The organism is Desulfacinum hydrothermale DSM 13146 (assembly GCF_900176285.1).
GTDB lineage: Bacteria > Desulfobacterota > Syntrophobacteria > Syntrophobacterales > DSM-9756 > Desulfacinum > Desulfacinum hydrothermale.
Genome location: NZ_FWXF01000017.1, coordinates 14,461 through 40,156, shown reverse-complemented (window position 1 = coordinate 40,156; position 25,696 = coordinate 14,461). Strand labels below are relative to the sequence as shown.

23 protein-coding genes and 1 tRNA gene are annotated in these 25,696 nt (G+C 60.0%); 18 read left to right on the top strand and 6 right to left on the bottom strand.

Translation table 11 applies throughout. From position 1 onward, the window contains the following. Positions 1–190: 190 nt before the first annotated feature. From B9A12_RS13340 to pstC, 3 genes are all read right to left on the bottom strand, one after another. Positions 191–1,237, bottom strand: coding sequence for a PstS family phosphate ABC transporter substrate-binding protein (locus tag B9A12_RS13340; RefSeq protein WP_084058605.1), 1,047 nt, complete (start codon positions 1,235–1,237; stop codon positions 191–193). Between the two features lie 153 nt (positions 1,238–1,390). After that, positions 1,391–2,659 (bottom strand): phosphate ABC transporter permease PstA, encoded by a 1,269-nt coding sequence (pstA, locus tag B9A12_RS13335; RefSeq protein WP_084058604.1) that lies wholly within the window; start codon positions 2,657–2,659, stop codon positions 1,391–1,393. A 43-nt stretch (positions 2,660–2,702) separates the two neighbouring features. After that, positions 2,703–4,082, bottom strand: coding sequence for a phosphate ABC transporter permease subunit PstC (pstC, locus tag B9A12_RS13330; RefSeq protein ID WP_084058603.1), 1,380 nt, complete (start codon positions 4,080–4,082; stop codon positions 2,703–2,705). A 358-nt stretch (positions 4,083–4,440) separates the two neighbouring features. Between pstC and B9A12_RS13325 the strand changes: the two genes are divergently transcribed. From B9A12_RS13325 to B9A12_RS13245, 17 genes are all read left to right on the top strand, one after another. After that, entirely contained in the window at positions 4,441–5,127 is a 687-nt protein-coding gene (locus B9A12_RS13325; RefSeq protein WP_084058602.1) for a response regulator transcription factor, read from the top strand. A gap of 9 nt (positions 5,128–5,136) precedes the next feature. Next, entirely contained in the window at positions 5,137–6,972 is a 1,836-nt protein-coding gene (locus B9A12_RS13320) for an ATP-binding protein (RefSeq protein ID WP_170920607.1), read from the top strand. Next, positions 6,969–7,628: a phosphate signaling complex protein PhoU gene (phoU, locus tag B9A12_RS13315; RefSeq protein WP_084058600.1), complete on the top strand. Its 660-nt coding sequence runs from the start codon at positions 6,969–6,971 to the stop codon at positions 7,626–7,628. The genes B9A12_RS13320 and phoU overlap by 4 nt, the downstream gene beginning before the upstream one ends. Before the next feature lie 285 nt (positions 7,629–7,913). Then, positions 7,914–8,159, top strand: a complete 246-nt coding sequence (locus tag B9A12_RS13310) for a KH domain-containing protein (RefSeq protein WP_084058599.1) — start codon at positions 7,914–7,916, stop codon at positions 8,157–8,159. Positions 8,160–8,166: 7 nt separating this feature from the next. After that, a complete protein-coding gene (locus tag B9A12_RS13305) occupies positions 8,167–8,463 on the top strand; it encodes a hypothetical protein (RefSeq protein WP_084058598.1) in 297 nt (98 codons plus the stop codon). A gap of 44 nt (positions 8,464–8,507) precedes the next feature. Continuing rightward, the gene (locus B9A12_RS13300) at positions 8,508–9,563 is read left to right on the top strand and encodes a DUF72 domain-containing protein (RefSeq protein WP_245802451.1); all 1,056 of its coding nucleotides are present in this window, start codon (positions 8,508–8,510) and stop codon (positions 9,561–9,563) included. Between the two features lie 42 nt (positions 9,564–9,605). Continuing rightward, positions 9,606–10,391 carry a YkgJ family cysteine cluster protein gene (locus B9A12_RS13295; RefSeq protein ID WP_170920606.1) on the top strand — a complete coding sequence of 262 codons (786 nt, stop codon included), beginning with the start codon at positions 9,606–9,608 and terminating at the stop codon, positions 10,389–10,391. A gap of 126 nt (positions 10,392–10,517) precedes the next feature. After that, entirely contained in the window at positions 10,518–12,134 is a 1,617-nt protein-coding gene (locus B9A12_RS13290) for an ASKHA domain-containing protein (RefSeq protein ID WP_084058595.1), read from the top strand. Next, positions 12,131–12,460: an FtsB family cell division protein gene (locus B9A12_RS13285; protein ID WP_084058594.1), complete on the top strand. Its 330-nt coding sequence runs from the start codon at positions 12,131–12,133 to the stop codon at positions 12,458–12,460. The genes B9A12_RS13290 and B9A12_RS13285 overlap by 4 nt, the downstream gene beginning before the upstream one ends. A gap of 138 nt (positions 12,461–12,598) precedes the next feature. Continuing rightward, positions 12,599–13,009, top strand: coding sequence for a 30S ribosomal protein S6 (gene rpsF / locus B9A12_RS13280; RefSeq protein ID WP_084058593.1), 411 nt, complete (start codon positions 12,599–12,601; stop codon positions 13,007–13,009). Positions 13,010–13,048: 39 nt separating this feature from the next. Continuing rightward, positions 13,049–13,303 (top strand): 30S ribosomal protein S18, encoded by a 255-nt coding sequence (rpsR, locus tag B9A12_RS13275; RefSeq protein WP_084058592.1) that lies wholly within the window; start codon positions 13,049–13,051, stop codon positions 13,301–13,303. Between the two features lie 288 nt (positions 13,304–13,591). Beyond that, positions 13,592–14,584 carry a YybS family protein gene (locus B9A12_RS13270; RefSeq protein ID WP_084058591.1) on the top strand — a complete coding sequence of 331 codons (993 nt, stop codon included), beginning with the start codon at positions 13,592–13,594 and terminating at the stop codon, positions 14,582–14,584. 72 nt (positions 14,585–14,656) lie between these two features. Further along, on the top strand, positions 14,657–15,103 hold the full coding sequence (rplI, locus tag B9A12_RS13265; protein ID WP_084058590.1) for a 50S ribosomal protein L9: 447 nt from the start codon (positions 14,657–14,659) through the stop codon (positions 15,101–15,103). 4 nt (positions 15,104–15,107) lie between these two features. After that, positions 15,108–16,466, top strand: a complete 1,359-nt coding sequence (gene dnaB / locus B9A12_RS13260; RefSeq protein WP_084058589.1) for a replicative DNA helicase — start codon at positions 15,108–15,110, stop codon at positions 16,464–16,466. Positions 16,467–16,574: 108 nt separating this feature from the next. Then, the gene (locus B9A12_RS13255; protein WP_084058588.1) at positions 16,575–17,876 is read left to right on the top strand and encodes a phenylacetate--CoA ligase family protein; all 1,302 of its coding nucleotides are present in this window, start codon (positions 16,575–16,577) and stop codon (positions 17,874–17,876) included. A 320-nt stretch (positions 17,877–18,196) separates the two neighbouring features. Further along, on the top strand, positions 18,197–19,912 hold the full coding sequence (gene hflX, locus B9A12_RS13250; RefSeq protein ID WP_245802450.1) for a GTPase HflX: 1,716 nt from the start codon (positions 18,197–18,199) through the stop codon (positions 19,910–19,912). Further along, positions 19,909–20,472: a coiled-coil domain-containing protein gene (locus tag B9A12_RS13245; protein ID WP_084058586.1), complete on the top strand. Its 564-nt coding sequence runs from the start codon at positions 19,909–19,911 to the stop codon at positions 20,470–20,472. The genes hflX and B9A12_RS13245 overlap by 4 nt, the downstream gene beginning before the upstream one ends. Positions 20,473–20,883: 411 nt before the next feature. On the opposite strand, the gene B9A12_RS13240 is transcribed toward B9A12_RS13245, so the two are convergent. Next, a complete protein-coding gene (locus B9A12_RS13240) occupies positions 20,884–21,834 on the bottom strand; it encodes a bifunctional riboflavin kinase/FAD synthetase (RefSeq protein WP_084058643.1) in 951 nt (316 codons plus the stop codon). Between the two features lie 109 nt (positions 21,835–21,943). Between B9A12_RS13240 and B9A12_RS13235 the strand changes: the two genes are divergently transcribed. Continuing rightward, positions 21,944–22,031: transfer RNA gene (locus tag B9A12_RS13235), tRNA-Leu, on the top strand. A 306-nt stretch (positions 22,032–22,337) separates the two neighbouring features. Here the strand turns inward: B9A12_RS13235 and B9A12_RS13230 are convergent. After that, complete coding sequence (locus B9A12_RS13230; RefSeq protein ID WP_084058585.1) at positions 22,338–23,540, bottom strand: Wzz/FepE/Etk N-terminal domain-containing protein; 1,203 nt, start codon at positions 23,538–23,540, stop codon at positions 22,338–22,340. A gap of 80 nt (positions 23,541–23,620) precedes the next feature. Beyond that, entirely contained in the window at positions 23,621–25,582 is a 1,962-nt protein-coding gene (locus B9A12_RS13225) for a polysaccharide biosynthesis protein (RefSeq protein WP_084058584.1), read from the bottom strand. Positions 25,583–25,696 lie beyond the last annotated feature (114 nt).

The following is a 25,696-nucleotide window of genomic DNA, read 5'->3' as shown; positions in this document are numbered from 1 at the left end:
TTGGCGTACATCATCAGGAGCCACGGGCAGTTTCCCTTCAACGTCACTGGAAGATGGCGGCGGCAATACGGGACTCACAAAAGCGTGCATAATCCTCTCTATCATACATCATGGCGGCGCTGGACGCGACCCCCGGGGAGGCATCCCTCCTCGGGGGCCGTGCCGACGGCCTGATTCGCTCAACCATTCATTATTCCATAGGCATAACTTCCAGCTTCCTCGCCACCTCCCGCATCTTGGATCGCTCTTCATCCGGAAGGGGAATCAGCCCCTTGTCGGCCAGGTAACCTTCCGGGCCCCACGCCTTTTCGCTGGTGAATTCGGCGATGTATTCCTGGATGCCCGGGATGGTGCCCACGTGGGCCTTCTTCACGTAGAAGAAAAGGGGTCGGGAAAGGGGATACTTCTGAGCCGAAATGTTCTCAAAGGTGGGCTCCACTCCATCCACGAAAGCCCCTTGGATCTTGTCCGCATTCTGATCCAGATAACTGAAGCCGAAGATGCCCAGCGCGTTGGGGTTCGCTTCCAGCTTCTGCACGATCAGGTTGTCGTTTTCACCCGCATCGATGTAGGCCCCGTCCTCGCGGAGGGTGTGGGCGATCTTTTTGAAGAGTTTCTTGTCTTTTTTCTTAAGCTCTTTGAGCCATTTGAAAGATTTGGCCCCTCCTTGCATGGCCAGCTCCAGGAAGGCGTCGCGCGTACCGGAGGTGGGAGGCGGCCCCAGGACCTCGATCTTGACGTCCGGCAGCTGGGGATTCACGTCCTTCCAGGTCTTGTACGGGTTGGGCACTGTCTTTTCGGCCCCCGACGGATCGGGAACTTCCTTGGCAAGCGCCAGGAAGATGTCCCTGCGGGAAAGATGCATCGCCGGAACCTTCTTGCTTTGTGCCAGGACGATGCCGTCATAGCCGATCTTGACCTGCACGATCTCCCGAACGCCGTTTTGGGCGCACGTTTGCTTTTCCGACGGTTTGATGGCGCGGGAGGCATTGGTGATGTCCGGGTGTTGGACGCCCACACCGGCGCAGAAGAGCTTGAAGCCACCGCCGCTTCCCGTGGATTCCACCTTGGGGGTCTTGAACGGGGTCGTCTTGCCGAAGTGCTCCGCCACCGTGGTGGAGAAGGGATAGACCGTGGAGGAGCCCACGATGCTGATATAGTCCCTGGCCGTTGCGGCAGGGGCCTGGCTCAAACCCAGGACCACAGCCATTCCGAGCACACAGATAATCTTTTTCATGATGTGTTCACTCCTTCGTTTGGCACGATACACTGGTAACGATCACCGTTGCCCTCTTGGGGGCACGCGGTGGTCCACTCTCGTAATGGACTGGCTCGAAAGCCCTCTTTTATGTGGCTTTTTTTGTCACCTCCTTTCAGGACGATCTGGTACCTACCAGCGCCGCTCGTAACGATTTCGCAGGAAGACGGCCGCACCATTCATGAGGATAAGAAAGCCCAACAGCACCATGATGGCCGCCGAAGTCTTTTCCACGAAGGCGCGCTCCGGGCTGTCCGCCCACAAAAAGATCTGGACCGGCAAGGCCGTGGCCGCATCGGTGAAACCGCGCGGGATGTCCACGATGAAGGCCACCATGCCCACCATGAGCAGGGGGGCCGTTTCGCCCAGAGCCCGCGCCATCCCGATGATGGTCCCGGTGAGCATGCCCGGAAGCGCCAGGGGCAGCACGTGGTGGAACACGGCCTGCATCTTGGACGCTCCCACCGCCAGGGCGGCGTCGCGGATGGACGGCGGCACCGACTGCAGGGCGGCTCTCCCGGCGATGATGATGGTGGGAAGCGTCATGAGGGTCAGCACCAGCCCTCCCACCAGGGGAGAAGACCGGGGCAAGCCGAAGAAATTCAAGAAAACCGCGAGCCCCAGCAGCCCGAAGACGATGGACGGCACCGCCGCCAGGTTGTTGATGTTCACCTCCAGGAGGTCCGTCCACCGGTTGCGCGGTGCGAACTCTTCCAGGTAGACGGCGGCGGCCGTCCCCAAGGGAAAGGACAGGGAAAGGGTGATCAGCAGGGTATAGAAAGATCCCACCGTGGCGCCCCAGATACCGGCAAGCTCCGGCTCCCGGGAATCGCCCGCCGTAAAGAAAGTTAAATTCCACCTTTTTTCCAGCCTGCCCTGCTCTTTCAGAGCATCGACCCATGCCAGGCTCTTGTTGTTGAGACGCCGTTGCGATTCGGGCAGGCTTCGGTCCACGTGTCCTTTGATCACCATGTCCACATCGTCATCGGCCGGCACCCAGATCTGGATCCTTCGGCCAATGAGCGATGTGTCCTCCAAAACCTTCTGGCGAAGTATCGAGCCGGCCCCCGAACTCACCAGCTTGTAAAGATTCCGCTTGTCCCGGTGGCCCTTCACGTCCGGAAAGAGCTCCCGCAGCGAGGCCTTAATAAGCCCCTGGTAGTCCGCGCTGTCCAGATTGCCCACGTGCACCACGTCGGGATCCACGTACACGTCCAGCAAGACGTGGGTCTGCTGAAAGGCCGTATAGCCTTTGGAAACGATGGCCGTAAAAAGGACGGCCAAAAACAGAAGCCCGACGGCCACGGCGGCCAGACCGATGCGCCGGAAGCGCCTTTCGGCGCGGTATCGCCGATTCAAGGTTTTCTTCACAACGGCGGCTATGCCGGAATGACTTTCCATCGGTTGGCTCCCATCCATCTGCCGGATTTTCAAACGAACCCCCCTATTCATATTGTTCCCGATACCGGCGCACCACCGCCAGGGAGATCACATTGAGAACCAAGGTGACCAAAAAGAGCACGAGACCCAATGCGAAGGCCGCCAGGGTCTTGGGACTGTCGAATTCCTGGTCGCCCACCAACAGGGTGACGATCTGCACGGTGACCGTGGTCACCGCCTGCAAGGGATTCATGGTGAGATTGGCCGAAAGGCCCGCGGCCATCACCACAATCATGGTCTCTCCGATGGCCCGGGAGACCCCCAGAAGCACCCCGCCCATGATGCCGGGCAGGGCCGCCGGCAGCACCACCTGCCGGATGGTTTCGGAGCGGGTGGCCCCCAGCGCCAGGGACCCATCGCGCAGGTCCTGAGGAACGGCATTGATCACGTCGTCGGAAAGGGAGGAAATGAAGGGGATGATCATGATGCCCATGACCAGACCGGCCGCCAGGGCACTTTCCGAAGCCACCTCCAGCCCCAGCCATTCTCCCATGTGCCGGATGGTGGGCCCCACCGTGAGAGCGGCAAAAAAGCCGTAAACCACCGTGGGAACGCCGGCCAGGATCTCCAGAAGCGGCTTGACCACGGCCCGCACGGCCCGGGAAGCGTATTCGCTCAGATAGATGGCGGAAAAGAGGCCCACGGGGACCGCCAAGCCCATGGCAATGGCCGAAATGAGCATCGTTCCCGTAAAGACGGGAATCATGCCGAAGGCGCCGCTGGATCCCACCTGATCCGCCCGGATAGCCATCTGGGGGCTCCACTGGAGCCCAAAGAAAAATTCCCAGGGGGGCACCGCCCGGAAAAACCGAAGGGCCTCGAACAGAACGGACAACACGATGCCCACCGTGGTGAAGACGGCCAAGGTGGCCGACAGGATCAAAAATCCCCGGATCACCCGTTCCACCTGGTTGCGAGCCCTGAAATCCGCGCGCACCCTGCGAATGGACCAGAAGAGTCCCAATAGGGCCAAACTAAAACAAGCCACCACCATCGCCGAAGCACCCAACGACCGGAGCGAACGATAGTGGTCCGCCGCCGCCCGCAGGGCCGCGTCCGGCTCTCCCGACACCATGGCCCCGGTGGCCAGGTTCTTCACGTCATTCAGCACCAGCCCCAGGCGGTCCGGCGGAAGATGCCGGTAGGAATCGGGAAGATCCCGCACGATGAGGTGCGTCAGCACCCAGGGCTCCAAGGCGATCCAAAGCGCCGCCACCCCGACGGCGGGCAGCAGACACCACAAGGCCACGTAGGTCCCGTAATAGGTGGGACGGGAATGGAGCCGCACGCCCGTCGAAGCGGCCTGAACCGCCCGCTTTCGTCCCAGGAGATAGGACGTGGCCGCCAGAAGCACCAAAGGAATCCACAAAACGCCGATCGTCACCAATCTGTTCCTTTCTCGTTCACTCTTGGTCGCTTGCTCGATCTCATGGCGCCACTCTAAGGCGGTTGTGTGAAAGGAAGATGACCGGGGTGTTACAAATGTGTTACAGGAAGGCGGAAGGTTGTTTCCACGGGACGGGCACATGGTCAAAGATCGGATGTTCCAATCATTGCGCGCACCCGAGGCGCACGCACCACCCAACACGTCACACAATTGTCACCGTGAGATCACGTTTTTGTGACAGGAAAATGTTTTCCATCCCCAACGGCAAGGTAAGAGCGATTCCCAGCTCTCTGTGGCTTTCAGGAGACCCATGGGGACTGGGCCCAGGCACAACCCTTGACAGGAGCGCTTTTCCTTGAGCAAAAGCAAGATACTGGTGGTGGAAGACGATCCGGACATCCTGAATCTGGTGGCCTGGCATCTCAAAGCCGCCGACTACCACGTCCTGAAGGCCCAGGACGGCACCCACGCCCTGGAGACGGCTTTGGCGGAAAAGCCGGATCTGGTCATCCTGGATCTCATGCTGCCGGGCATGGACGGCCTGGAAGTGTGTAAGGAAATCCGCCGAAACGGGGAAACGGCCCACGTTCCCATTATCATGCTCACGGCCCGTGGCGAGGAGGCGGACCGCATTGTGGGTCTGGAACTGGGGGCCGACGATTACGTGGTCAAGCCTTTCAGTCCCCGAGAACTGGTGTTGCGGGTCCAGGCGGTGCTGAGGCGCTCGTCCACCCTGGAAGAAGAGAAGTCCCATCTCCAGGCGGAAGGCATCACGGTGGATTTGGAAGCCCACCGGGTATGGGTGGATGGGGAAGAGACGGCTCTTACGGCCACGGAGTTCAATCTCCTTTTGGAGCTCATGAGCAACCGCGGCCGGGTCCTGAGCCGGGATCGGCTCTTGGATCGCGTGTGGGGATATCAGTTCGACGGCTACGCCCGGACGGTGGACACCCACATCCGCCGCCTCCGGCAGAAACTGGGCCCACGGGCGGACGCGGTGGAAACCATCCGGGGCGTGGGCTATCGACTTCGGGAGTCTTGAGTGAAATCCATGAGTTTCCGCATGCGGTTGCTGGCCGCATTCTGGGCGGTTCTGGTTCTGGCCTTGGCGCTGCCGGGTTTTTTTTTCCAAAAGGAGCTCCGCCAAGCGGCCTTTGGCGATTCCAAGGAGAGGATCCAAAAGGAACTGGCCTTTGTCCATTGGAGCCTTCAGGAGCACGCGTCCTTCCCATGGCTTTCGGACCTGGATACCTGGTGCACCCAGGCGGCGGACAGACTGGGGGTACGCATCACCTATATCGCCCAGGGAGGCAAGGTGGTGGCCGATTCCCACGTGCCTTACGACAAGCTGGGTTTTTTGGACAATCACTGGAGCCGACCGGAAGTGGTGGCGGCTCGTGCCCACGGGTTCGGTATCAGCGTCCGCCGCAGTGCCACGCTGCGCCGGGATCTCCTCTACGCGGCCGTGCCCGTGGACCACATCGCCAACCTGCCCCCCGGAGTCCTGCGCCTCGCCATGCCCGTGTCCTCCCTGCGCGAGCGCCTGGATGAGCAATACAAGGTGCTGTGGGCCATCCTGGGGCTGGGCCTGATCGCGGCCGCCGCTCTGGCGTACTTTTTGTCGTCCTTTCTGGAACGGCCCATCGCCCAGCTGGCGGACCTGGCCGAAGGGATCGGGCGCGGGCAAGTCCACGGACTCCGTCGATCCCTGGGTGATCCCAGCCTGGATGCGCTGGCTCGGACCCTTGAGCACCTGGGCCGCCGGATCGAACAGCAGATGAAGCACCTGGAAGACCAAAAGACCCGGCTGGAGACCATCCTGGAAAGCATGCACGATGGGGTCATACTGCTTGCCGACGACGGCACCATCGAGACGTGCAATCGAGCCATTCATGATATCCAGAAAGATCCCAGGCCCCGAGCGGGGCTCAAACCCCTGGAAGTCTTTTTGAACCGGGAGCTGCAACAGGCCTGTGACCACGTTTTGAAGGGAGGGGCCCACCAGCGCGTGCAAATTTCCATGGAAGGCGACCGAACCTACGACGTGCACGTGGTCCCACTGCAAAGGACGGAAAAGAGCCGGGGCGTCCTGCTGGTCTTCCACGATATCTCGGAACTGAAGCGGGTGGCCCGGATCCGCCGGGATTTCGTGGCCAACGTCTCCCACGAGCTGAGAACGCCCCTGACCGCCATCAAGGGCTACGCGGAAACCCTTCTGGAAAGTCCCTGTGCGGAGCAAGAAGAACCCCGCTCTTTTGTGGAAACCATCCTGAGAAAAGCCAATCACATGACCCGCATGGTCAACGACCTGCTCACCCTGACCCGACTGGAAAGCCGGCCCCTGCCTGTCCCCGACACGGCCGTGGACGCCCGCACCGCCGTCCGAGCCGCCGTGGAAACGTGCCAGCAGGAAGCACTGAAAAAGGAAATGGACCTTGTGGTGGACCTGCCGAACACCCCCTTGTGGGTAAGCGCCGACCGGGACCATCTGGTGCAGGTCTTCCAAAACTTAATGGAAAACGCCATTCGATACAGCATCGAGAAAACGCCGATCTGCACCAGCGCCCGGGAGGAAGGGGACCGAGTCGTCTTTTACGTGGAAGACCAGGGCCCCGGAATCCGCCCGGAACACCAGCAGCGGATCTTTGAACGTTTCTACCGGGTGGACAAGCAACGGGAGACGGCCACAGGCAGCACGGGCTTGGGTCTGGCCATCTGCCGGCACATCGTGCAAAAGCTGGGGGGAAAGATCTGGGTCGAAAGCCCGGTCCCAGGCACCGACAGAGGCGCCCGGTTCGGCTTCTTCGTCAAGAAGGCCCCCGGTTCGCCCGCCACCGCCGTTTCCGACCACAACACGCCCCATGGATTGAAGGAGCACCCCGCATGAAGACACGCTTTCACCGGCAATTGGATGAACTGAAGATGACCATCCTGGAGATGGCCTCCGTGACGGAAAAGGCCATGGAAAAGGCCCTCAAGGCGTTCCGAACCCGGGATGCGCAATTGGCCCAACAGGTCATTGAAGGCGACCAAGAAATCAACCAACTGGAAATGGCCGTGGATCACCTGTGCCTTTCGCTGCTGGCGTTGGAACAGCCCGTGGCCAAGGATCTTCGGTTCATCATCGGATCCATTCGCATGAGCATCGATCTGGAGCGAATCGGCGACCAGGCGGTCAATATCGCTCAGCGCACCAAGAGCCTGAGTGCCAAGCCCCCCTTGCCCCCCGTTCCGGAACTGGATGGACTGGCCGACACCGCCATGGACATGCTCCGGGTGGCCATCTCTTCCTTCGCCAATCGCAACATCAGCCAGGCCTATGACGTGTGCCAGATGGACGACGAGGCCGATGAATTGAACGTGGCGGTCCTCAAGAAGATGATCGATCTGATGGTCACGGAAAGTCGGTCCATCGAGCGGGCCGTGCAGACGATCATCGTGGCGCGGTGTTTGGAACGTGTGGCGGATCAGACCACCAATATCGCCGAATCCGTGATCTTCATGGCCGAGGGCGTCAATATCAAGCATCGGTGTGAGCCCTAGGCAGGTCCTGCCGGCGAAGAGCGGTAAGGATCATCCCAACATATTATTATCCTTACTTTTCCTTTCTTGACATGCCCAAGGAAGTCCGCTACAGTGGCCTGGATTGTAGTTTTCACCTGTTCCTTCGAAATGACCCTCATTTCCACAAACCCATGAAACGGCCGCGATTCGGCCTCAACACCCCGGCGAAAGTGCGTGATCCTGCGAGGACGGTTCCAAGCTCAGGCAGGAGATGGGCGATTCAACCCGGAAACACCCAATGGAGATGGAGCGAGGGAATTGGCCATGAACGACAGCGAAATCAAGGACCTGGTGGAGTACATCGCCCGCGCGTTGGCGGAATATCCGGACCAAGTCAAGGTTCGGGAAATCAACGGGCATCAGTTGTCGGTCATCGAGTTGCGGGCCGCCAAGGAGGACTTGGGCAAGATCATCGGTCGCGAAGGCCGCAACGCCCATGCCATCCGCACCATCATGAACGCGGCTGCCACCAAGCTGAGAAAGCGGGCCGTCTTGGAGATCCTGGAGTAGGGAGGCGATGGGTACGGACCAGCTCCAGCAAGAAGGCGGCGCGCCCAGCTGCTACGGAGATGCGGCCGTGGTGTGCCCCAAAGACGAAGACGGCTTTATCCAGCCGCAGACGGATTGCCTGCGCTGCCCCTGGGTCCGGCCCTGTTTGCAGGAGGCCCTGAAGGCGCAAGGCATGTTGCAGGAGGTGGAGTCGCCGGCGAAGGAAGTCCAAACGCCCGTCGGACGCTTCTTGAAACGATGGTCACAAAGAAAGAAGATGGCAGCCGGCAAGGATCGGCCCAAGGACGATCCCCTGCTTCCCTGACGGCGGACGGCTTCGAGCCGCCCCGGAGCCCGGAAGGGACCCCGGTGCACGATCCCACCGGCCCGTGCCTCTTTTGCCAGCCTGAGGCGGCGCGGAAGGCGATCTCCCGGTTTGTCTTCCGCCACCTTCATCCCCAACTCTTCATCGGGACGGCCAGCGATCGCTACGGGGGATGGATCCACCAGATCTACACCCCGGAACGCTACGAAGGCCGAATCCGCCAGCGCACCCAGCGCGTGGGAGGCACGTCCTTCAAGTCGCTGGTGCTGCCGGTGGAAAGTGTTCGGGAATACTTCGAACACTTCGGGGTGCTGGAACTGGATTTCACCTTCTACAGCCCCCTTTGGGACCCGGAGGGACGCCCCACCCGCACCTACCGCACCCTGCGCGAATACGCCCAGCACCTGCCCGAAGACGCTCGGGTGCTGCTCAAGGTCCCCCAGAAGGTGACGGCGCGCCGCCTGTGGCAAGGCCGCTCCTTTCGGGTGAATCCGACCTACCTCAACCCCGCACTCTTCACCAAGGGCTTCTATGAACCCGCCGTGGAGCTGTTGGGAGATCGCATTCGGGGATTCATCTTCGAACAGGAATACCAGAAAAAGGCCGAAAGGCCGGATCCCAACGCCTTCGCTCTGGAGCTGGATCGTTTTTTCGGCACCGTGCCCCCGGAAACCCGCTACCACCTGGAACTCCGAACGGAAGCCCTGCACACGCCGGAGGTCTTCCGGGTATTGGCCAAACACAGGGTGGAAAGCGTCCTGTCCCACTGGACCTGGCTTCCCCCGCTCATGGTGCAGTTCCGAAAGCGCAACCAACAGTTTACCGGCGGCTCCGACGCCCTGGTCATCCGCCTCATGACCCCCCGGGGGATGCGCTACGAAGACGCCTACGCCAAGGCCCATCCCTTCGATCGCCTGGTCCCGGGCATGGCCCTGCCCCGTATGTTCGAAGAAACAGCGGCCATCGCCACCACCGGCCTTAAACGGCACAAGACGGTCTATGTGGTGATCAACAACCGGGCGGGCGGCAACGCCCCGCTGCTGGCGCGCCAGCTGGCCTTCACCTTCTTGAAGCAAACGCGGGCGGACCGTAAGGCGTGAGATGGATGGGGGATCGCGATCCACGGATCACGGATGACGGCCATGACACATGAGCGTCCATACGGCCATTGGCCCGAAATCGGCAATCCCTTTCCGGAAGAAGTGGCCCGTGAGGTTTATCGCTACGAAGCGGTGGCCGCCGAGCACGTGCGGGCGGCGCGGGAAAGCGTGCACGGCCCGTCGTGGGAAAGACGCCGGGCCCTTCCGTCGTCCTTTCGGACCCAACTGAAAAAGGCCTTCCAGGTCCTGGACCAATCCCACCGTTACGTGTTGAGCCACCTTCGGCGCACCGGTTCGCCCGTGCGGTGCCGGCCGGATTGCTCCCATTGCTGCACCCAGATGCCTTCCGGACTGACGGGAGCGGAGATCCTTTTCTTGTATGACGGCCTGACGGTGGCCGGAACGGTGGAATCGGCCTTCCGCCGATGTCTGGAGCGCCAGGAGATCTGGTCCCAACTGAGCCGGTGGCATCCTCCGGGCACGGCTCGAACCAGGGAGCAGGAACTGACCCGCAGACTCCATCAGTATCACGGCTTGCACATCGCCTGTCCCTTTTTGAAAGGGGACCTGTGCAGCGTCTATCTGCACCGCCCGTTACCGTGTCGAATGCACTACAGCCTGTCCCCGCCGTCCTGGTGCCGCCCGTCCCATTTTCAGCACCCCCATGCGGTGCGCTTCAACCTGGAACCGGGCCCGGTCGTCTTGGAAGAGCTGGACAGGCTGGACGCCGCCCTGGGGCTTCAGGAACTGAGCGACCTTCTGATTTGCGGTTTTCTCGAATTTGTGGTCAATGTAATGGAGTTTCGGCCCATCACGTGGGTGGAGTGATGCGACAAAACATGGATGCCTGGTCGGCGCTTTGCGCAGAAGACAATTTTTTCCTGACGACATGTGGGCGACCATGCGTGTGGCTTTTGTGAAAGAAACGCGAACCGATACCCGCGGGGTTTCTGCATGAAGGAAAACAGACAGCCTCTCCCCGACTCTTTGGAAATCCTTCCCGACTGGCTGAGCCCGAAGCCCATGGTGGTCCAGCACACCCTCAGCGTGCCGCCTCCCCGCTTGGAAGACAACACGGCGGATGTGGACCGGCTGGTGCGCGCTCTGCGCCGAGACGGCTTTTTTCCCGTGCGGGTGGATCCCTGGGACCTGGACCCGATCTCCCAGGAACTGCGCCGGGGCGGGTTCACGGTGACCGTGGTTGTCGGCTACCAGGAAGACCATTGGGAAATTTTGGAGCTGACGGCGGGGACATCCCGCGATCCCGTGCTGGGAGTGGCGGTGGATCTGGGAAGTTCGCGACTGGCTTTTTACTTGCTGGATCTGGAAAAGGGGATCGTCATCGACCGCCGCTCGGAACCCAACCCGCAGATCCCTTACGGCGAAGACATCCTCACCCGCATCGTCTACGCCTCCGATCCCGACAAGCGCCGAAGGCTCCAGGAACTCCTTCTCAGTGCCTTCCGGGACGTGGTGGCCCGGATGGCCGCCCACAAGGGGCTGGAAACCTCCCGGATCTTCGCCCTCACGGTGGCGGGCAACACCACCATGAGCCACTTTTTTCTGGGACTGAACACGGCCAACATCTGCAAGGAGCCCTACATTCCCGTGGCCAATCGGTTCCCGTTTCTTCGAGGACGGGACTTGGCTCTGCCCATGCACCCCAAGGGCCTGGTCTTCGTCTTTCCCAACGTGGGTTCCTACTTCGGCGGGGATCTGATGGCGGGCATCCTGGCCAGCGGCATGCACCGGCGAGAGGAACTGAGCCTGTTGGTGGACGTGGGCACCAACGCCGAGGTGGTCTTGGGCAACAAGGACTGGCTCATCGCCTGCGCCGGCGCGGCGGGCCCCGCCTTGGAAGGCGGCGTGGTGGAGCGGGGCATGATGGCCGGTCCCGGCGCCATCGACTGGGTGCGCATCGATCCCCACACACTGGATGTGCAATACCGGGTGATCGGCCAGGAAAAACCCAAGGGATTGTGCGGCTCCGGCCTGATCGATCTGGTGGCGGAAATGTTCATGGCCGGCATTCTGACCATTCGGGGCACCCTCAACCGCAACCTGCCGTGTGCGCGCATCGTGGACACGGACAACGGACCGGGGTTCGTGGTGGCCTGGGGGGCGGAGACGGCCGACGGACGGGATCTGGTGGTGAGCGAAATCGACATCGGCATCCTTCTCAAATCCAAGGCGGCCATGTACACGATCCTCAACATCATCGCCCGGAAGGTGGGCGTGAGCCTTCAAGAGATCCACAAATTCTACGTGGCCGGCACGTTCGGAAACCACATCGACCCGGTCATGGCCATCCGCATCGGCATGCTGCCGGACCTGCCCCTGGATACGTATGAGGGATTGGGCAACACGGCCGGCCGCGGCGCCGCCATGGTTTTGGTGGACCGGACGCTTCTCAAGGACCTGGAACAGGTGCGAAACCAGATCACCTACGTGGAACTGAACGTGAATGTGGAGCTGATGCACGAATTCCGTGGGGCCACCTTTCTGCCCCACACGGACCCCGGTCTCTTTCCTTCGGTGCCCATTCCGGACAGAGCCAAGGAGGGGTTATGACGCGGCCATCCGGCTTGCACACCGTTCGCAAATACCTGGGAGCCCCCCTGGTGGTGGTCCTGCTGGCGGTCGTCAACCTGGTCCTGCTTCAGGCGGTCTTCTTTTCTCCCAAGGGTGTGGCAGGGCTACGCAACAAGCGGGAACAGGTACGAAAGCTGCGAACCGAAACGCGGCAATTGCAAGCCCGCTGCCGCCAACTCTACCGCGAAGTGAACCGGCTGGCTCACGAACGCCCCTACCAGGAACGGGTTGTGCGCCAGGAACTGGGCTGGGTGGGGCCCGATGAAATCCTGGTTCGCTTTCTTCCCCCAGAGCGCCGTCCATGAAAGCCCCTGGCAAATCCTGCGCCTCACGGAACCCTTGACGCTCTTTCCCCGCCTGTGGTAGGTGAGGCAGTTCCCACAAACAAGCTCCTTGCTCCGGTGGACAACCGGGGCTGCCAAGCCGAAAGGAGGTCATGAAGCATGTCGTTACGTAAGTACGAGTCTTTTTTCATCCTGGATCCCGACCTGCCCGAGGATGCCCATCAAAGCGTGGGTGAAAAGCTGCGCGGGGTGATCGAATCGGGCGGCGGGACGGTGGTGAGCTATGCCCCCTGGGGCAAGAAGAAGCTTGCCTATCCCGTCAAAAAGAAGAGCTACGGGCACTACGTGCTCATGGAGTTCGCTTCCGGGCCGGATCTGATCGCGGAGCTGGAACGCAACATGCGCCTGGACGAGCGGATTCTCAAGTTCATCACGGTGAAGCAGGACGACGAGTTCCACCCCGAGGAGGCAAAGGAACCGGAGCCGGAGACCGCGCCCACCCAGGAGGCGGAAGCGCCGGAGACGGAAGAAGCCGGTGAGGAACCCGAGGAGGCCGAAGGCCAAGCGTAAGCCTTCGCCCCCCGTTTTCATAGACGGAGGAGATCGACCATGGCAGTGAAGAGGAAAAAGAGACGTCGCAGAATCTTTCGGCGCCGGCGTGTTTGCCGTTTTTGCGCCGATTCGAGCCTGAAGATCGACTACAAGGACGCCAAGACCCTGCGCTATTTCCTGACGGAACGCGGCAAGATCATTCCCCGAAGGATTTCGGACAACTGCGCCAAGCATCAGCGCCAGTTGACCCTGGCCATCAAGAGGGCGCGCCAGATGGCTCTGCTTCCCTACACGGTGGAACATTCCATCTAAGGCCCGTTTTGAAGATGCCTTTGCCCGGCAGCGCGGGTATGGTGCCCGCGCTGCCGGCAGGCTGCAGGTCCGCATCCCAGAGGATAGACTGACTGCCTGCGGGAGCGGCCTTGGTCGCGAGCAATTGAGATCGCCGGCGCGCCGGCTTCCACAGGGAAGAGGCAAGCCCATCGGGGGACCTCGGGAAGCGCCCGTGCGCGAGCGCACGTGCAAGTCCCCACAGGGTGCACGCCATCGGCGCACGCCCCCAGGGCGCGGAACAGGCCCCGCAGGCAAAGGACGCACCTCATGGCCCCAGAGACGCTGACAAGAGACGAAGAATACCGGGATTCCCAACCCATGACAGTACGGGAGCTTGCTGTGGGAATCGGTACGACCGTCGCCTTGTTTATGACGGTCGTCCTCGTACCCGTCACGGGAATCTTTGCCAGCGTCTTCACGCCGTTGCCTTCCACGGTGAGCCTCTACCGGTGGGGCCGTTCCGCGGGGATCTGGGTTCCCGGCGGGGCGGCGGTGCTGGGCGGGGCGGTCCTGATGGCCATGGGAGCCCATCAGAGCCTGGCCTACTACCTGGAGCTGCTGACCCTGGGGACGCTGCTGGGCTTGGGCATGAGACGCCCCTGGTCGCTATCCCGGATGGTGGGGGATGCCGCCGTCAAGGTCTTCCTTCTGGGAACGGCTCTGTTCTGGCTGACCCACGCCGGCGCAGAGGGCGGGGTCTTCGCCCATTTGGAACGGCGCCTCATGGCCCTGATGGAGGCCTTGATGCAAGGCTCCGGGCTGAGCCAGGCCCAGGAGGCCCTGGTTCGGGAGAACCTGGCACGTATCGTCCCCTTTGTGGTGAAAATCTTTCCGGGCATGGCCCTGGGATCCACCATCGTCTTCGCGTGGATCAACCTCTATTTGGCCACCCGGCTGTTGCGCCGCCAGCGGGTGGCGCTGCCGCCTTGGCCCCAGTGGCGGCGATGGAGCGCCCCGGAGGTGCTCGTTTGGGGGGTCATTGCGGCCGGGTTTTTGACCCTCGTGCCGTCCACGGGAGCCAGGATCCTGGGCTTGAATCTGCTCTTCGCCCTGGGAGCCGTCTACCTGCTGCACGGGGTGGCCATCCTGGCCTTTTACATGGCCAAATGGAACGTGCCCGGGCTGCTTCGAGGGGTGATCTACGGCGTGGTCTTCTTGCAACAGTTTGTGAGCCTAGGTGTGGTGATGCTGGGGCTTTTCGACACCTGGTTCGATTTTCGGCGGTTGAAACCAAAGGCCGATCCCACTCCGGTCGGATGAGCTGCGGCCGGGACGTTCGGCCGCCTCTATGTGGGAACACCACAGGCCTTTGCAACAGAGGAGTATCCAATCATGAAAGTCATTCTCACCGAAAACATACCCAACTTGGGCCGGATCGGGGACATCGTGAAGGTGGCCCCCGGATACGCCCGCAACTACCTGGTTCCCAAGGGCCTGGCCCTGGAGGCGTCCAGCTCCAAGGTCAAGGAACTGGAACACCACAAGCGCATGCTGGAACAAAAGCGCGAGAAGGTACGCCGGGAAATGCAGTCCGTGGCGGAAAAGCTCAACCAGGTGACCCTCACCTTCTCCCGCAAGGTGGTGGAAGAAGACAAGCTGTACGGATCCGTCAACGTGGCCGACATCCACAAGGCCCTGACCGAACAGGGCTTTGATCTGGACAGGCGCGTCATCCAGCTGGATCAGCCCATCAAGCAGTTGGGTGAATTCAGCGTTCCGGTCAAGATGGACGCCGGCATCACCTCGGAGATCACGGTGGTGGTGACCAGGGAAGAGTAGATCCATGGAAGCGCTTGCCGATGAACTCCGCCGGGTTCCTCCGCACCAGCTGGAAGCGGAACAGTCGCTGCTGGGAGGGCTGCTCCAGGACAACACCAGTTTGGCCGCGGCCTTGGAGCTGCTGCGGGGGGACGAGTTCTACCGGGAGGCGCACCGGATCATCTTCCGGGCCATGCAGGACCTTTTCGAGCAAAACGAGCCGGTGGACCTGATCACGGTCACCGACATGCTTGAGAAACGCCAGGAACTGGACAGCGTCGGTGGGGCCGCCTATCTGGCCTCACTGACGCAACTGGTTCCGTCGGCGGCCAACGTTCCCACCTACGCCAAGATCGTCAGCGAGAAGGCCGTTCTGAGGCGCCTGATCCAAGTGGCGGGCGAAATCAGTTCCTGGTGCTACGGGGCGGGTAAGAACGCCGAAGAGGTCCTGGACCGGGCCGAGTCAGCCATCTTCGCCATCACGGAAAACCGGATTCGCAACTCCTACGCCCCCATCAAGGATGTGGTCAAGGAGAGCATTCGAGTCATCGAATCGCTCCAGGAACGCCGCGAGCTGGTCACCGGTGTACCCACCCATTTCCGGGCCCTGGACAACATCACCTCGGGCCTGCAACCTTCCGATCTGATCATCATCGCCGGGCGGCCCAGCATGGGAAAGACCGCCTTTGCCCTGAACATCGCTCGAAACGCCGCCATGAAGAGCGGTATTCCCTGTGCGGTCTTTTCCCTGGAGATGAGCAAGGAACAGCTGGCCATGCGCCTTTTGTGTTCCGAGGCGCGGGTGGATTCCCAGAAGGTGCGAACGGGATTCTTGAGTCAGCAGGACTGCGCCAAGCTGCTCACGGCCGCGGGCTACTTCATGGAGGCCCCCATCTTCATCGACGACACCCCCGCCATCACCACCCTGGAACTTCGGGCCAAGGCCCGGCGGCTCAAGATGGAACACGGTATCGGCATGATCATGGTGGACTACCTGCAGCTCATGCGAAGCCGGGAGCATTCGGAACGGCGGGAGCTGGAAATCTCCGACATCTCCCGCTCGCTCAAAGCCCTGGCCAAGGAACTGAACGTTCCCGTGGTGGCCCTGTCCCAGCTCAACCGCAAGGTGGAAGAGCGCCACGACAAGCGGCCCCAGCTTTCCGACCTTCGTGAATCGGGAGCCATCGAGCAGGACGCCGATGTGATCGCCTTCATCTACCGCGACGAGGTCTACAACCCGGAAAGCAAGGACAAGGGTACGGCGGAAATCATTGTGAGCAAGCAGCGAAATGGACCCACCGGGCGCATCAAGTTGGCCTACATCAACAGCTATACCCGATTTGAGGATCTGGCGCCGGAAGACGAAAGCGTGGCGGGGGAGTGAGCCCGTCTTTTTTCATGCAGGGTGCGGCGGCCTGAACGCCGCAGGCGCTGGGCGGATGGAAGGCGAGGCGAGAGCGTGACACCCAAGAACCCATCGAGGAACGGGAAAGTGGAAGACACCTACTGGGACGCAGCACACGAAGCCCTTTCGCGAGAGCGGCTGGAGGCTTTGCAGGTGGATCGGCTGAGGGAGACCGTGCGCCGGGCCGGCCGCTCCCCCTTCTATCGGGAACGGCTCAAGGGACTTCGCCCGGAAGACATCCGCAGCCTGCAGGATGTGTCACATCTTCCGTTCACCACCAAGCAGGACCTCCGAGACGCCTATCCCTACGGATTTTTGTGCGTCGACCGGGACCAGCTGGTACGTCTGCATGTCTCATCGGGGACCACGGGCCAGGCCACGGCGGTCTTCTACACGCGCCACGACCTGGAGACCTGGGCGGATCTCATGGCCCGCTGCCTTTACATGACCGGAGCGCGCCCCGGGGACACCTTTCAGAACCTCACGGGCTACGGGCTCTTCACGGGAGGCCTGGGCTTTCACTACGGAGCCGAACGGCTGGGCATGCTGACGATTCCTTCGGGCGCCGGCAATTCCAAGCGCCAGATCCAGCTCATGAAAGACTTCCAGACCACGGTCCTCCACATCATTCCCAGCTACGCCTTGAGGCTCATGGACGTGATGCAGGAACTGGGCGTGGACCCCAAGCGGGACCTGTCCCTGCGCATCGCCTACCTGGGGGCCGAACCCTATTCGGAAGAGGTTCGCTCCCGTGTGGAGGCCTTTTACGGGGTGAAGGTCTTCAACAGCTATGGCCTTTCGGAGATGAACGGGCCCGGCGTGGCCTTTGAGTGCCAGGCCCAGAACGGAATGCACATCTGGGAAGACGCCTATCTGGTGGAGGTCGTCAACCCCGACACCCTGGAACCCGTTGCCGAGGGCCAAATGGGCGAACTGGTCCTCACCACCCTCACCCGCCACGGCATGCCCTTGCTGCGCTACCGCACCAAGGACCTCACCCGGATCCTGCCGGGAGACTGCCCCTGCGGCCGCCCCCATCGGCGCTTGGACCGCATCCAGGGCCGGTCCGACGACATGTTCATCCTGAAGGGCGTCAACATCTTCCCGATCCAGGTGGAACAGGTCCTCATGGGCATTCCCGAGGTGGGCAACAATTACCGCATCGTGCTGGACCGCCAGGACAACGTGGACACCATGACGGTGGAAGTGGAGGTGACCGACCGGATCTTCGTGGAAGACATGCGGCACCTGCAGCGCATCCGCAACCGGATCACCAAGGAACTCAAGAGCGAACTGCTGGTCACGCCGGGAGTCACCCTGGTGGAGCCCCACAGTCTGCCGAAAAACGAAGGCAAGGCGGTGCGCCTCATCGACCGGCGAAAGATGTGAGCGGAGCCCCGCTTCCCGCGACGAGCAACGCGTGATGGGGACTCCCAAGGCCGGGGGCGTCCCCACACCCTGCTTCTGATCCCGGCCCCCCTGAATCCCCGCCTTTCCTTTGGCACGTTGCGTTCCGCTTCCATCCAGAAGATCATGGGACCAAAGAGCTCCTCGCCTCTTTTTCCCGGTCGTGTTATCTTGACGGTGCCGAGGGGCGCCGGCCCCTTTTTCCGGAGAGTGTGCGACACTGAGCATGCGTCCAAGGTCATGAACGGAGGGAAGAGACCATTCGCAGGGTTTACGGCCAGACCACAGGGTTAAAAAAACAGGTGCGCAAGCGCCTGGAAAACCTCACCAGGCGCCGTTGCGCCCCCGAAGACATCGTCTCTCCCGACCTGGCCCGGGACCTGGCGCGCCTGTCCCAGGAAAGCGGCCGTCAGGTGGGCCTCATGTTGGCTCGGGACGGATCGGTGGAGATGGTGCTGGTGGGTGATCCTCGATCCATCTACATCCCCGATCTGCCCAAAAGCCGCGGGGGCCGCTGGCGCCTGCGGGGTCTTCGCTTCGTCCACACCCACCTGAAGGGGGAACCCCTCAGCCAGGACGACCTCATGGACCTGGTCTTTCTGCGCCTGGACTGCGTGGCCGCGGTTCGCATGGACGCCCACGGAGGCGCCCGGGACCTGGAAGTGGCCCACATCTTTCCCGGAAACACAGGGGATCGCCCGGCGTGGGAAATCCTGCCCGTGATGCCCTGCGCGGAACCGCAGCTGCATTTTTCCCGATTCATCCAATCTCTGGAAGAAGAACTGGAAAGGAGCCGCCGGGCCCTGCCGGCGGCCTCGGCCAAGGACCGGGCCATCCTGGTGAGCGTGACGGACCTGGATCGGGACGAGGCCGCGGCGTCCATGCAGGAACTGGTGGAACTGGCCCAAAGCGCCGGCATCACCGTGGCCGACACCCTGATCCAGCGCCAACGGCAATCCAATCCCAGGTACCTGATCGGCAAGGGGAAGCTGGGCGAGATCATCGTGCGGGCGCTTCAGTGCGGCGTGGATCTTCTCATCTTCGACCAGGATCTCAACCCGTCCCAGGTCCGTGCCATTACGGACATCACGGAGCTGCGGGTCATCGATCGAACCCAGCTCATCCTGGACATCTTCGCCCAGCGGGCCCAAAGCCGGGAAGGCAAGCTCCAGGTGGAGATCGCCCAGCTTAAATACCTGCTGCCCCGTCTGGGTGTGAAAGACGATGCCCTCTCGCGGCTCCGGGGCGGCATCGGCATGCGCGGCCCCGGTGAGACCAAGCTGGAGATCAACCGGCGCCGCATCAAGGACCGGATCGCTCACCTGGAAAGGCAATTGGATCAGGTAAAAAAGAACCGCTCCCAGAGACGCTCCAAGCGATTGCGAAACCAGGTGCCCATCCTGTCCATCGTGGGCTACACCAACGCGGGAAAATCCACCCTGCTCAATACCCTCACCCACAGCCGAGTCGGTGCCGAAGACCGCCTCTTCGCCACGCTCGATCCCACCAGCCGGCGGCTGCGCTTTCCCAGGGACATGGAAGTGATCGTCACCGACACCGTGGGCTTCATCCGGGATCTGCCCCAGGACCTGCTGGACGCCTTTTCCGCCACCTTGGAGGAACTGCACGACGCGGACATCCTCCTGCACGTGGTGGATGTGAGCAATCCCCATTATGAAGAGCACATGGAATCGGTGGAAAAGGTGCTGAAGCGGCTGAATCTGGACCGGAAGCCCTCGGTGCTGGTCTTCAACAAGATGGATCGGACACCCGCCCCCGTTTTGGCGCGCGCCCTGCGCCGTTACGACGCCGTGGCCATTTCGGCCATCGACCGATCCACCCTGGAGCCGCTCGTGGAGGTCTTGGAGCGAAAAGTGGAACGGTTTATCCTTCCCCAGGAAGCGGTTGCCCCTGAGGAAAGGGTTCAGGAGGATAGTGGGGAATTGGAGGCCGGCCCGCTCTGTCAGGCCCTTGGAGCGAACCCCTTGCATGGAACAGGGCACAGGAGCTTGCCATGAAGCACCTGGTCCTCCTCATCTTTTTCTGTTGCACCCTGCTGGCGACCCCGGCGAGGGCCGTGGAGACGGCGCCTCGGATCAGCGACCGTGAGATCGTGGAGCGCCTGGCCAAACTGGAAGAAGGCCAACGGTCCCTGGAAAAACGCATCGACGATCTGGATACCAGGCTCAATAAACGCATCGACGACCTGGACGCCAAATTAACTGGGCGGATCAAAGAATTGGATGCCAAATCGAACGGGCGTATTGACGATCTGGACGCCAAGCTCAACAAGCGCATCGATGATCTGGACGCCAAGCTCAACAAGCGCATCGATGATCTGCGCTCGGAGATGAACGCCCGGTTCGAAGCCGTTCAGGCACGCTTCGACACACTCCAGTGGATGTTCGGCCTCTTCATCACCATCTCGCTCGTGATCCTGGGATTTGTCCTGCGGATGCAGTGGCAGATGAACCGGCGACTGACTCGGTTGGAAGCCATCCAGGAAAAACAGGGGCAGGACTTGGAATTTTTGAAATCGCTTCTTGAAAAGCTTCTTCCGCCCAAAGGGGTTCTCTGACGTCCCCCAAGCGTGTGTGCTTGCGGGCGAGTGAACACCCGCCCGCCTCAACCAGGACGCAAGCTTTCTTGACGCCTCCGCGTGTATTCCATGTCTCACGCAAAGGGTCAAATTCCTTGGCGGCTTGGCGTGAGATTTTTTCCTTTCCCCTCGGCGTGAATCTAATCGTCCCAGGCCTAAAAGAATATATCCTCACGCAAAGACGCAAAGACGCTAAAAAATTTTCCTTTTCTTCATTGCGGCTTGGCGCCTTGGCGTGAGATTGCTTCCCGCACGCAACGCCATCATACCACCGTGCTTTACCAACAAAAGCCCTTCGCCCCCCTTGGGCCCTCATCTGTTGCTCAGCGCCTTCGCGTGTATGCTTTTCGCACGCAAAGGCGCAAAGATCAAAAATCTTGCCTCCACCCCCTAACACGCGGCGGCGGCCAGGGGCTTTCGGGAAGCCAGGATTCGGCGTGTTTCGGCCACGTCTTTGTGGATTTGGTCCACCAGGGCTTCGGGGCCGTCGAAACGCTGCTCATCCCGGAGTTTGGCCACGAAGCGCACCGTCAATTCCTTGCCGTAAAGATCCCCTTGGAAATCCAGCAGGTGGACCTCCAGGGACGGTTCGGGATCTCCGAAAGTGGGATTGGTACCGAAGTTGGCCGCTCCCCAGTAGATTTCTCCGTCCAGTTCCACTTCCACCGCGTAGACGCCCGCCTTGGGAGGAACCTGGGTTTCCACACGGATGTTGGCCGTGGGGAACCCCAAAAGCCGGCCCCGCTCTCTTCCTTTGACCACCTGTCCGGTGATCTCGTAGGGACGCCCCAGAAGCGTTTCCGCTTCCTGGATGCGCCCGTCTCGGATGAGGTGCCGGATGGCCGTGGAACTCACCACCGTGCCGTCCAGTTCGATGCCGGAAACCATCTCCACCTGGAAACCGTAGCGAATCCCCAGGTCTCGGAGCATCTTGATGTTGCCTTCCCGGCCCCGGCCGAACCGGTAGTCGTAGCCCACCACGATGCCGCGGATTCCGATCCGGTCCACCAACAGATCCTTCACGAAGTCATGGGCCGAAATGCGTGCGAAATCCTGGCTGAAGGGCACCACTATGGCCACGTCGATCCCTTCCTGCTCCATCAGCTCCAGCTTGCGGGCGTAGGGCGTGATAAAATTGGGGCCGTTTCCAGGACGCAGCACTTGGAGCGGGTGCGGATCAAAGGTCATGACCACCGACTCGCCTTTCAGCTTCCTGGCCCAACCAATCACTCGTTGGAAGAGGGCCCGGTGGCCGCGATGCACGCCGTCGAAATTGCCGATGGTGATCACCGGATTCCGGAACGGTTTTTCAATGGATGCGATGTCCCTGTAGACTTTCATTTCCTGCTTTGGAACCTCCGATTCCGCACGAAATTGGGCTTGACACTCAAGGCCTTTTACCATAATTTAGGCACGCCTTGAAGGCAATGCTTTTCGCACCTACTATAATGCCGAAGTGGCGGAATTGGTAGACGCGCTAGATTCAGGATCTAGTGGGCAATAGGCCTGTCGGGGTTCGAGTCCCCGCTTCGGCACCATTCGATCAAAAAAGCCGCACCCCTTTAAGGGATGCGGCTTTTTTGCGCTTCCACCCTCCGTAAGGCCCCCGACTCCATGGGCATTTTTTATGTGCGGGGGCTAACGATCCTTACGGTGAAGGATCTCTCCTAGCAGTGCACAGCATGGGACCCGGCTCCCATGTATCCCACCCTGCCGTGCAGCCCCTCTTCCAGAGGCCCATGGATGCCGAACATGAAACAGGGGAGGGGCAATTGGGGAGATGGATGCGTTCCAAATGGCGAGAAAGCCAGCATCTGCCCCCCCACCGTTAAGGGGCATGCCCTTTACTGCCTTCCTTGGGTACCTGTAATCTTTTCCCTGTTACTGCTTATAAACTCCAAAATAAAGGCCATGAATATACCCATGAACGCCCCCACCACCACCCCAAGCGTCACGATCATGACTGTCTTGGGTTTCACGGGCCTGAGTGAACTGAATGGTGCCTGTACCACTTCAATGGGAGAAAGGGCTGCTTTTTTTGCCGTCAAGGTCGCTATTTCTGTTTTTAACCTTGCCTTTTTCAAGGGCAATTCCTGGTCTTTTTTAACTTGGAGTGTCTTAATATTATCTTCAATTTTTTTTAATTTATTTTGTTTGACATTTTTTGACAACTCAAGATCAACAATACGTGTGTTTAGATTTGTGATCTGTTGCCTGATTTGTGTATTATAAGAGATATTTTGCTGAATGATATTAGTGTACATCAGAAGCGAAAGTTTATCTGCACCAGACCTTTTCGCAAGCTCATTTCTAAGCGATATAAGCGCACCAGTATTCTTCTTTATATCCCGCAACTCTTTTGATAGGTCGTTTATAAGTTGACTTGTACGGACGAACTTTTCCTCCACTGCTTTGATGCTTTCTTTGGCAACCTGCAGATCATATGTTTTTAATTGAATCTCCCTTTCAAGTTTCTCTTTCTCAATTTCCAACTGCTTCAGACTATTTTCACGCCTTGAGATCCCTTCCTCAATGATGCTCATCGGTACCTGAAGGCTTTTTCCCAATACCAATGTGGAATTATTTATATTTGACATGGAGTCGAGAACCACGTCCAATATTTCTTCTCCCTTTTTCTTTTCTGGCCAATAAAGTTCCAGACTCACTACATTTGAACCCCTGGGCGCACTCGCACCAATTTTTACCCTTCTTAGTTCCTCTTCATTCAAAATTCCTTTTAACACAGTCAGATATGCCTCTTTATCAAACCATCCTTCTAGATCATTTGTCGTCATTAGTCGTATGGGGTCCCCTTCGTTGTTATAATTACTGACGCCGGGGGTTATCTGTGCCGTTACAAGGTATTGTTTTGTGGAAATAAGGCAAAAAATCAGTGCCAATCCCGCGATGCCGATGGTGGTCAGCATTATCGTCATCTTTCTTCGCCAGAGCACTGCAAGAAGCTCAGAAAGATCGATCTCATCTTCTGCATAGTAAGGATAGGGTTGCTCTGAGTGTGGAATTTGCAATTTTTCTTCCGTCACCATTCTCCCTCCTTAACGGGACACAGATACACACAGATCAGCACTGATTTTATCTGTGTGCGAAGCCCGTATTCATCTGTGTCCTATTCTTTCTTTCTGTCTGCGTGCCTCCCCCCAGGGCCCTGTCCCCCATTTTCCGGTTGGTACTCGGGCACGATCTCTTTGAGCTTCCGCCTGATCCCCTGGGTATCGAATCGCTCCGCGGCCTCGAACAGTTCCTTCAAGTGCCCATCCAGCCAGCGGCGCAAATCATCCGGGTTGCCATGGCCGTTGATTTTGCCGTTGGAACTCAGCACCATGATCTTTTCATGGTGCGTGGCCACGATCCCTTCACCCACCGTGATGAGCTCTTCGTAGAGCTTTTCCCCTTCCCTCAGTCCGGTGAAGACGATTTCAATATCCTCGCCGGGTTCTTTTCCGGACAATCGGATGAGATCTCGCGCCATGTCGGCGATCTTCACCGGGCTTCCCATTTCCAGGATAAAGATCTCGCCGCCTTCTCCCATGGACCCGGCCTGCAAGATGAGCTGGGCAGCCTCGGGGATGGTCATGAAGTAGCGGGTCACTTCCGGGTGGGTGACGGTGACGGGACCGCCACATTCGATCTGGCGGCGGAAGAGGGGAATGACCGAACCGGAAGATCCCACCACGTTTCCGAACCGAACCCCCATGAACCGAGTGGAATGGCCTTGCAAGGAGAGCATGATCAGTTCGGTGACCCGCTTACTGGCCCCCATCACGTTGGTGGGCCGTACGGCCTTGTCCGTGGAAACGAGCACGAAGTGCTGGACACCGTACTTGGCCGAGATCTCCATGATCACCTTACTGCCCAGCACATTGTTGAAGATCGCCTCCCACGGGTTTTTCTCGATCATGGGAACATGCTTATAGGCCGCAGCGTGAAAGACCACCTCCGGGCGGTGCTCGGAAAACACGGATTCCACCAACGCTCGGTTACGCACATCCCCCAGGATTGCGCAGTAGCGGTGAAAGCCCTTTTCATGCTCCAGCTCCATCTGGATCTGGTAGAGGTTCGCTTCGCCGGCATCCATGAGGATGAGCTTTCGGGGATCGAATCGGATGATCTGGCGGCACAACTCGGATCCGATGGATCCTCCACAGCCGGTAACGAGCACCGTTCGGCCCGCGAGGTACCGAGCGATTTCTTTTGTGTCCAACGACACCGGGGGACGCCCCAGGAGATCCTCGTAGGCCACATCACGAAGCGCCTTGATGCTGACCTTGCCGTCCATGATTTCGCCGATACCGGGTAGGGTCTTGTAGGCGATGCCACAGGTGTCGCAGATCCCCACAAGGCGCCGCATTTGCTTCCCGCTCGCCGACGGTATGGCGATGAAAACCTCGTGAATCTCCTTGCGCTCGGCAATCAAAGGGAGCTCATCCGGGCGCCCGAGCACGCCGACACCATGAAGGCTTCGGCCGATCTTTTCCGGATCGTCGTCCAGAAAGCCGACGACATTGTAATGGAGGTGGGGATTATCGTAGATTTCCCGAAGAATTTTTTCCCCGCTCTGGCCGGCACCGATGATGACAACATTTTTTTGAGCTTTCATGCGGCGGCGTGGCTTCAGCCCAGGGAAATTGACCACCAAGCGGCTGTCGCCCGGGGAGAGCCCGCGCACATACCGGATCATGACCCGAGAGCAGGCGGTGAACATGAAGGTGAGCATCGGGTCGAGGAGCAACACAGCCCGGGAAAAACCTGCTAAACGGTATGCGAAAGCGAGCCAGGAGACCAAAACCATGCTCGCCAAGGCGCAGGCTTGAGCGAGGCGCCACATGTCTTGCAAGCTCGTATAGCGCCACATCCCCCGGTACAACCCGAACGCCAGGAAGGTACCGAGCTTCACGCACACAAAGGGCCCAAGAAGTTGCTTGATCTGCTCCAGGTTGGATGGGCTCAGTTGGAACTCGAAGCGAAGCAGATAGGCCCCGACCAGGGCCAGGACGAAAAAGAGCCCGTCGCTTACCAGCATGATATAAAAGTTGGGATTTTTCCACTGCCGGGCAATGAAGCTGATCATCTTTGTCTACTCATCAAGGGGGCAGAGGCTCATTATTATCTGCGCACGAAGTCTGAGTTAATGGGACACAGATAAACGCAGATAAACGCAGATCTATTTTTTTAATCTGCGTGC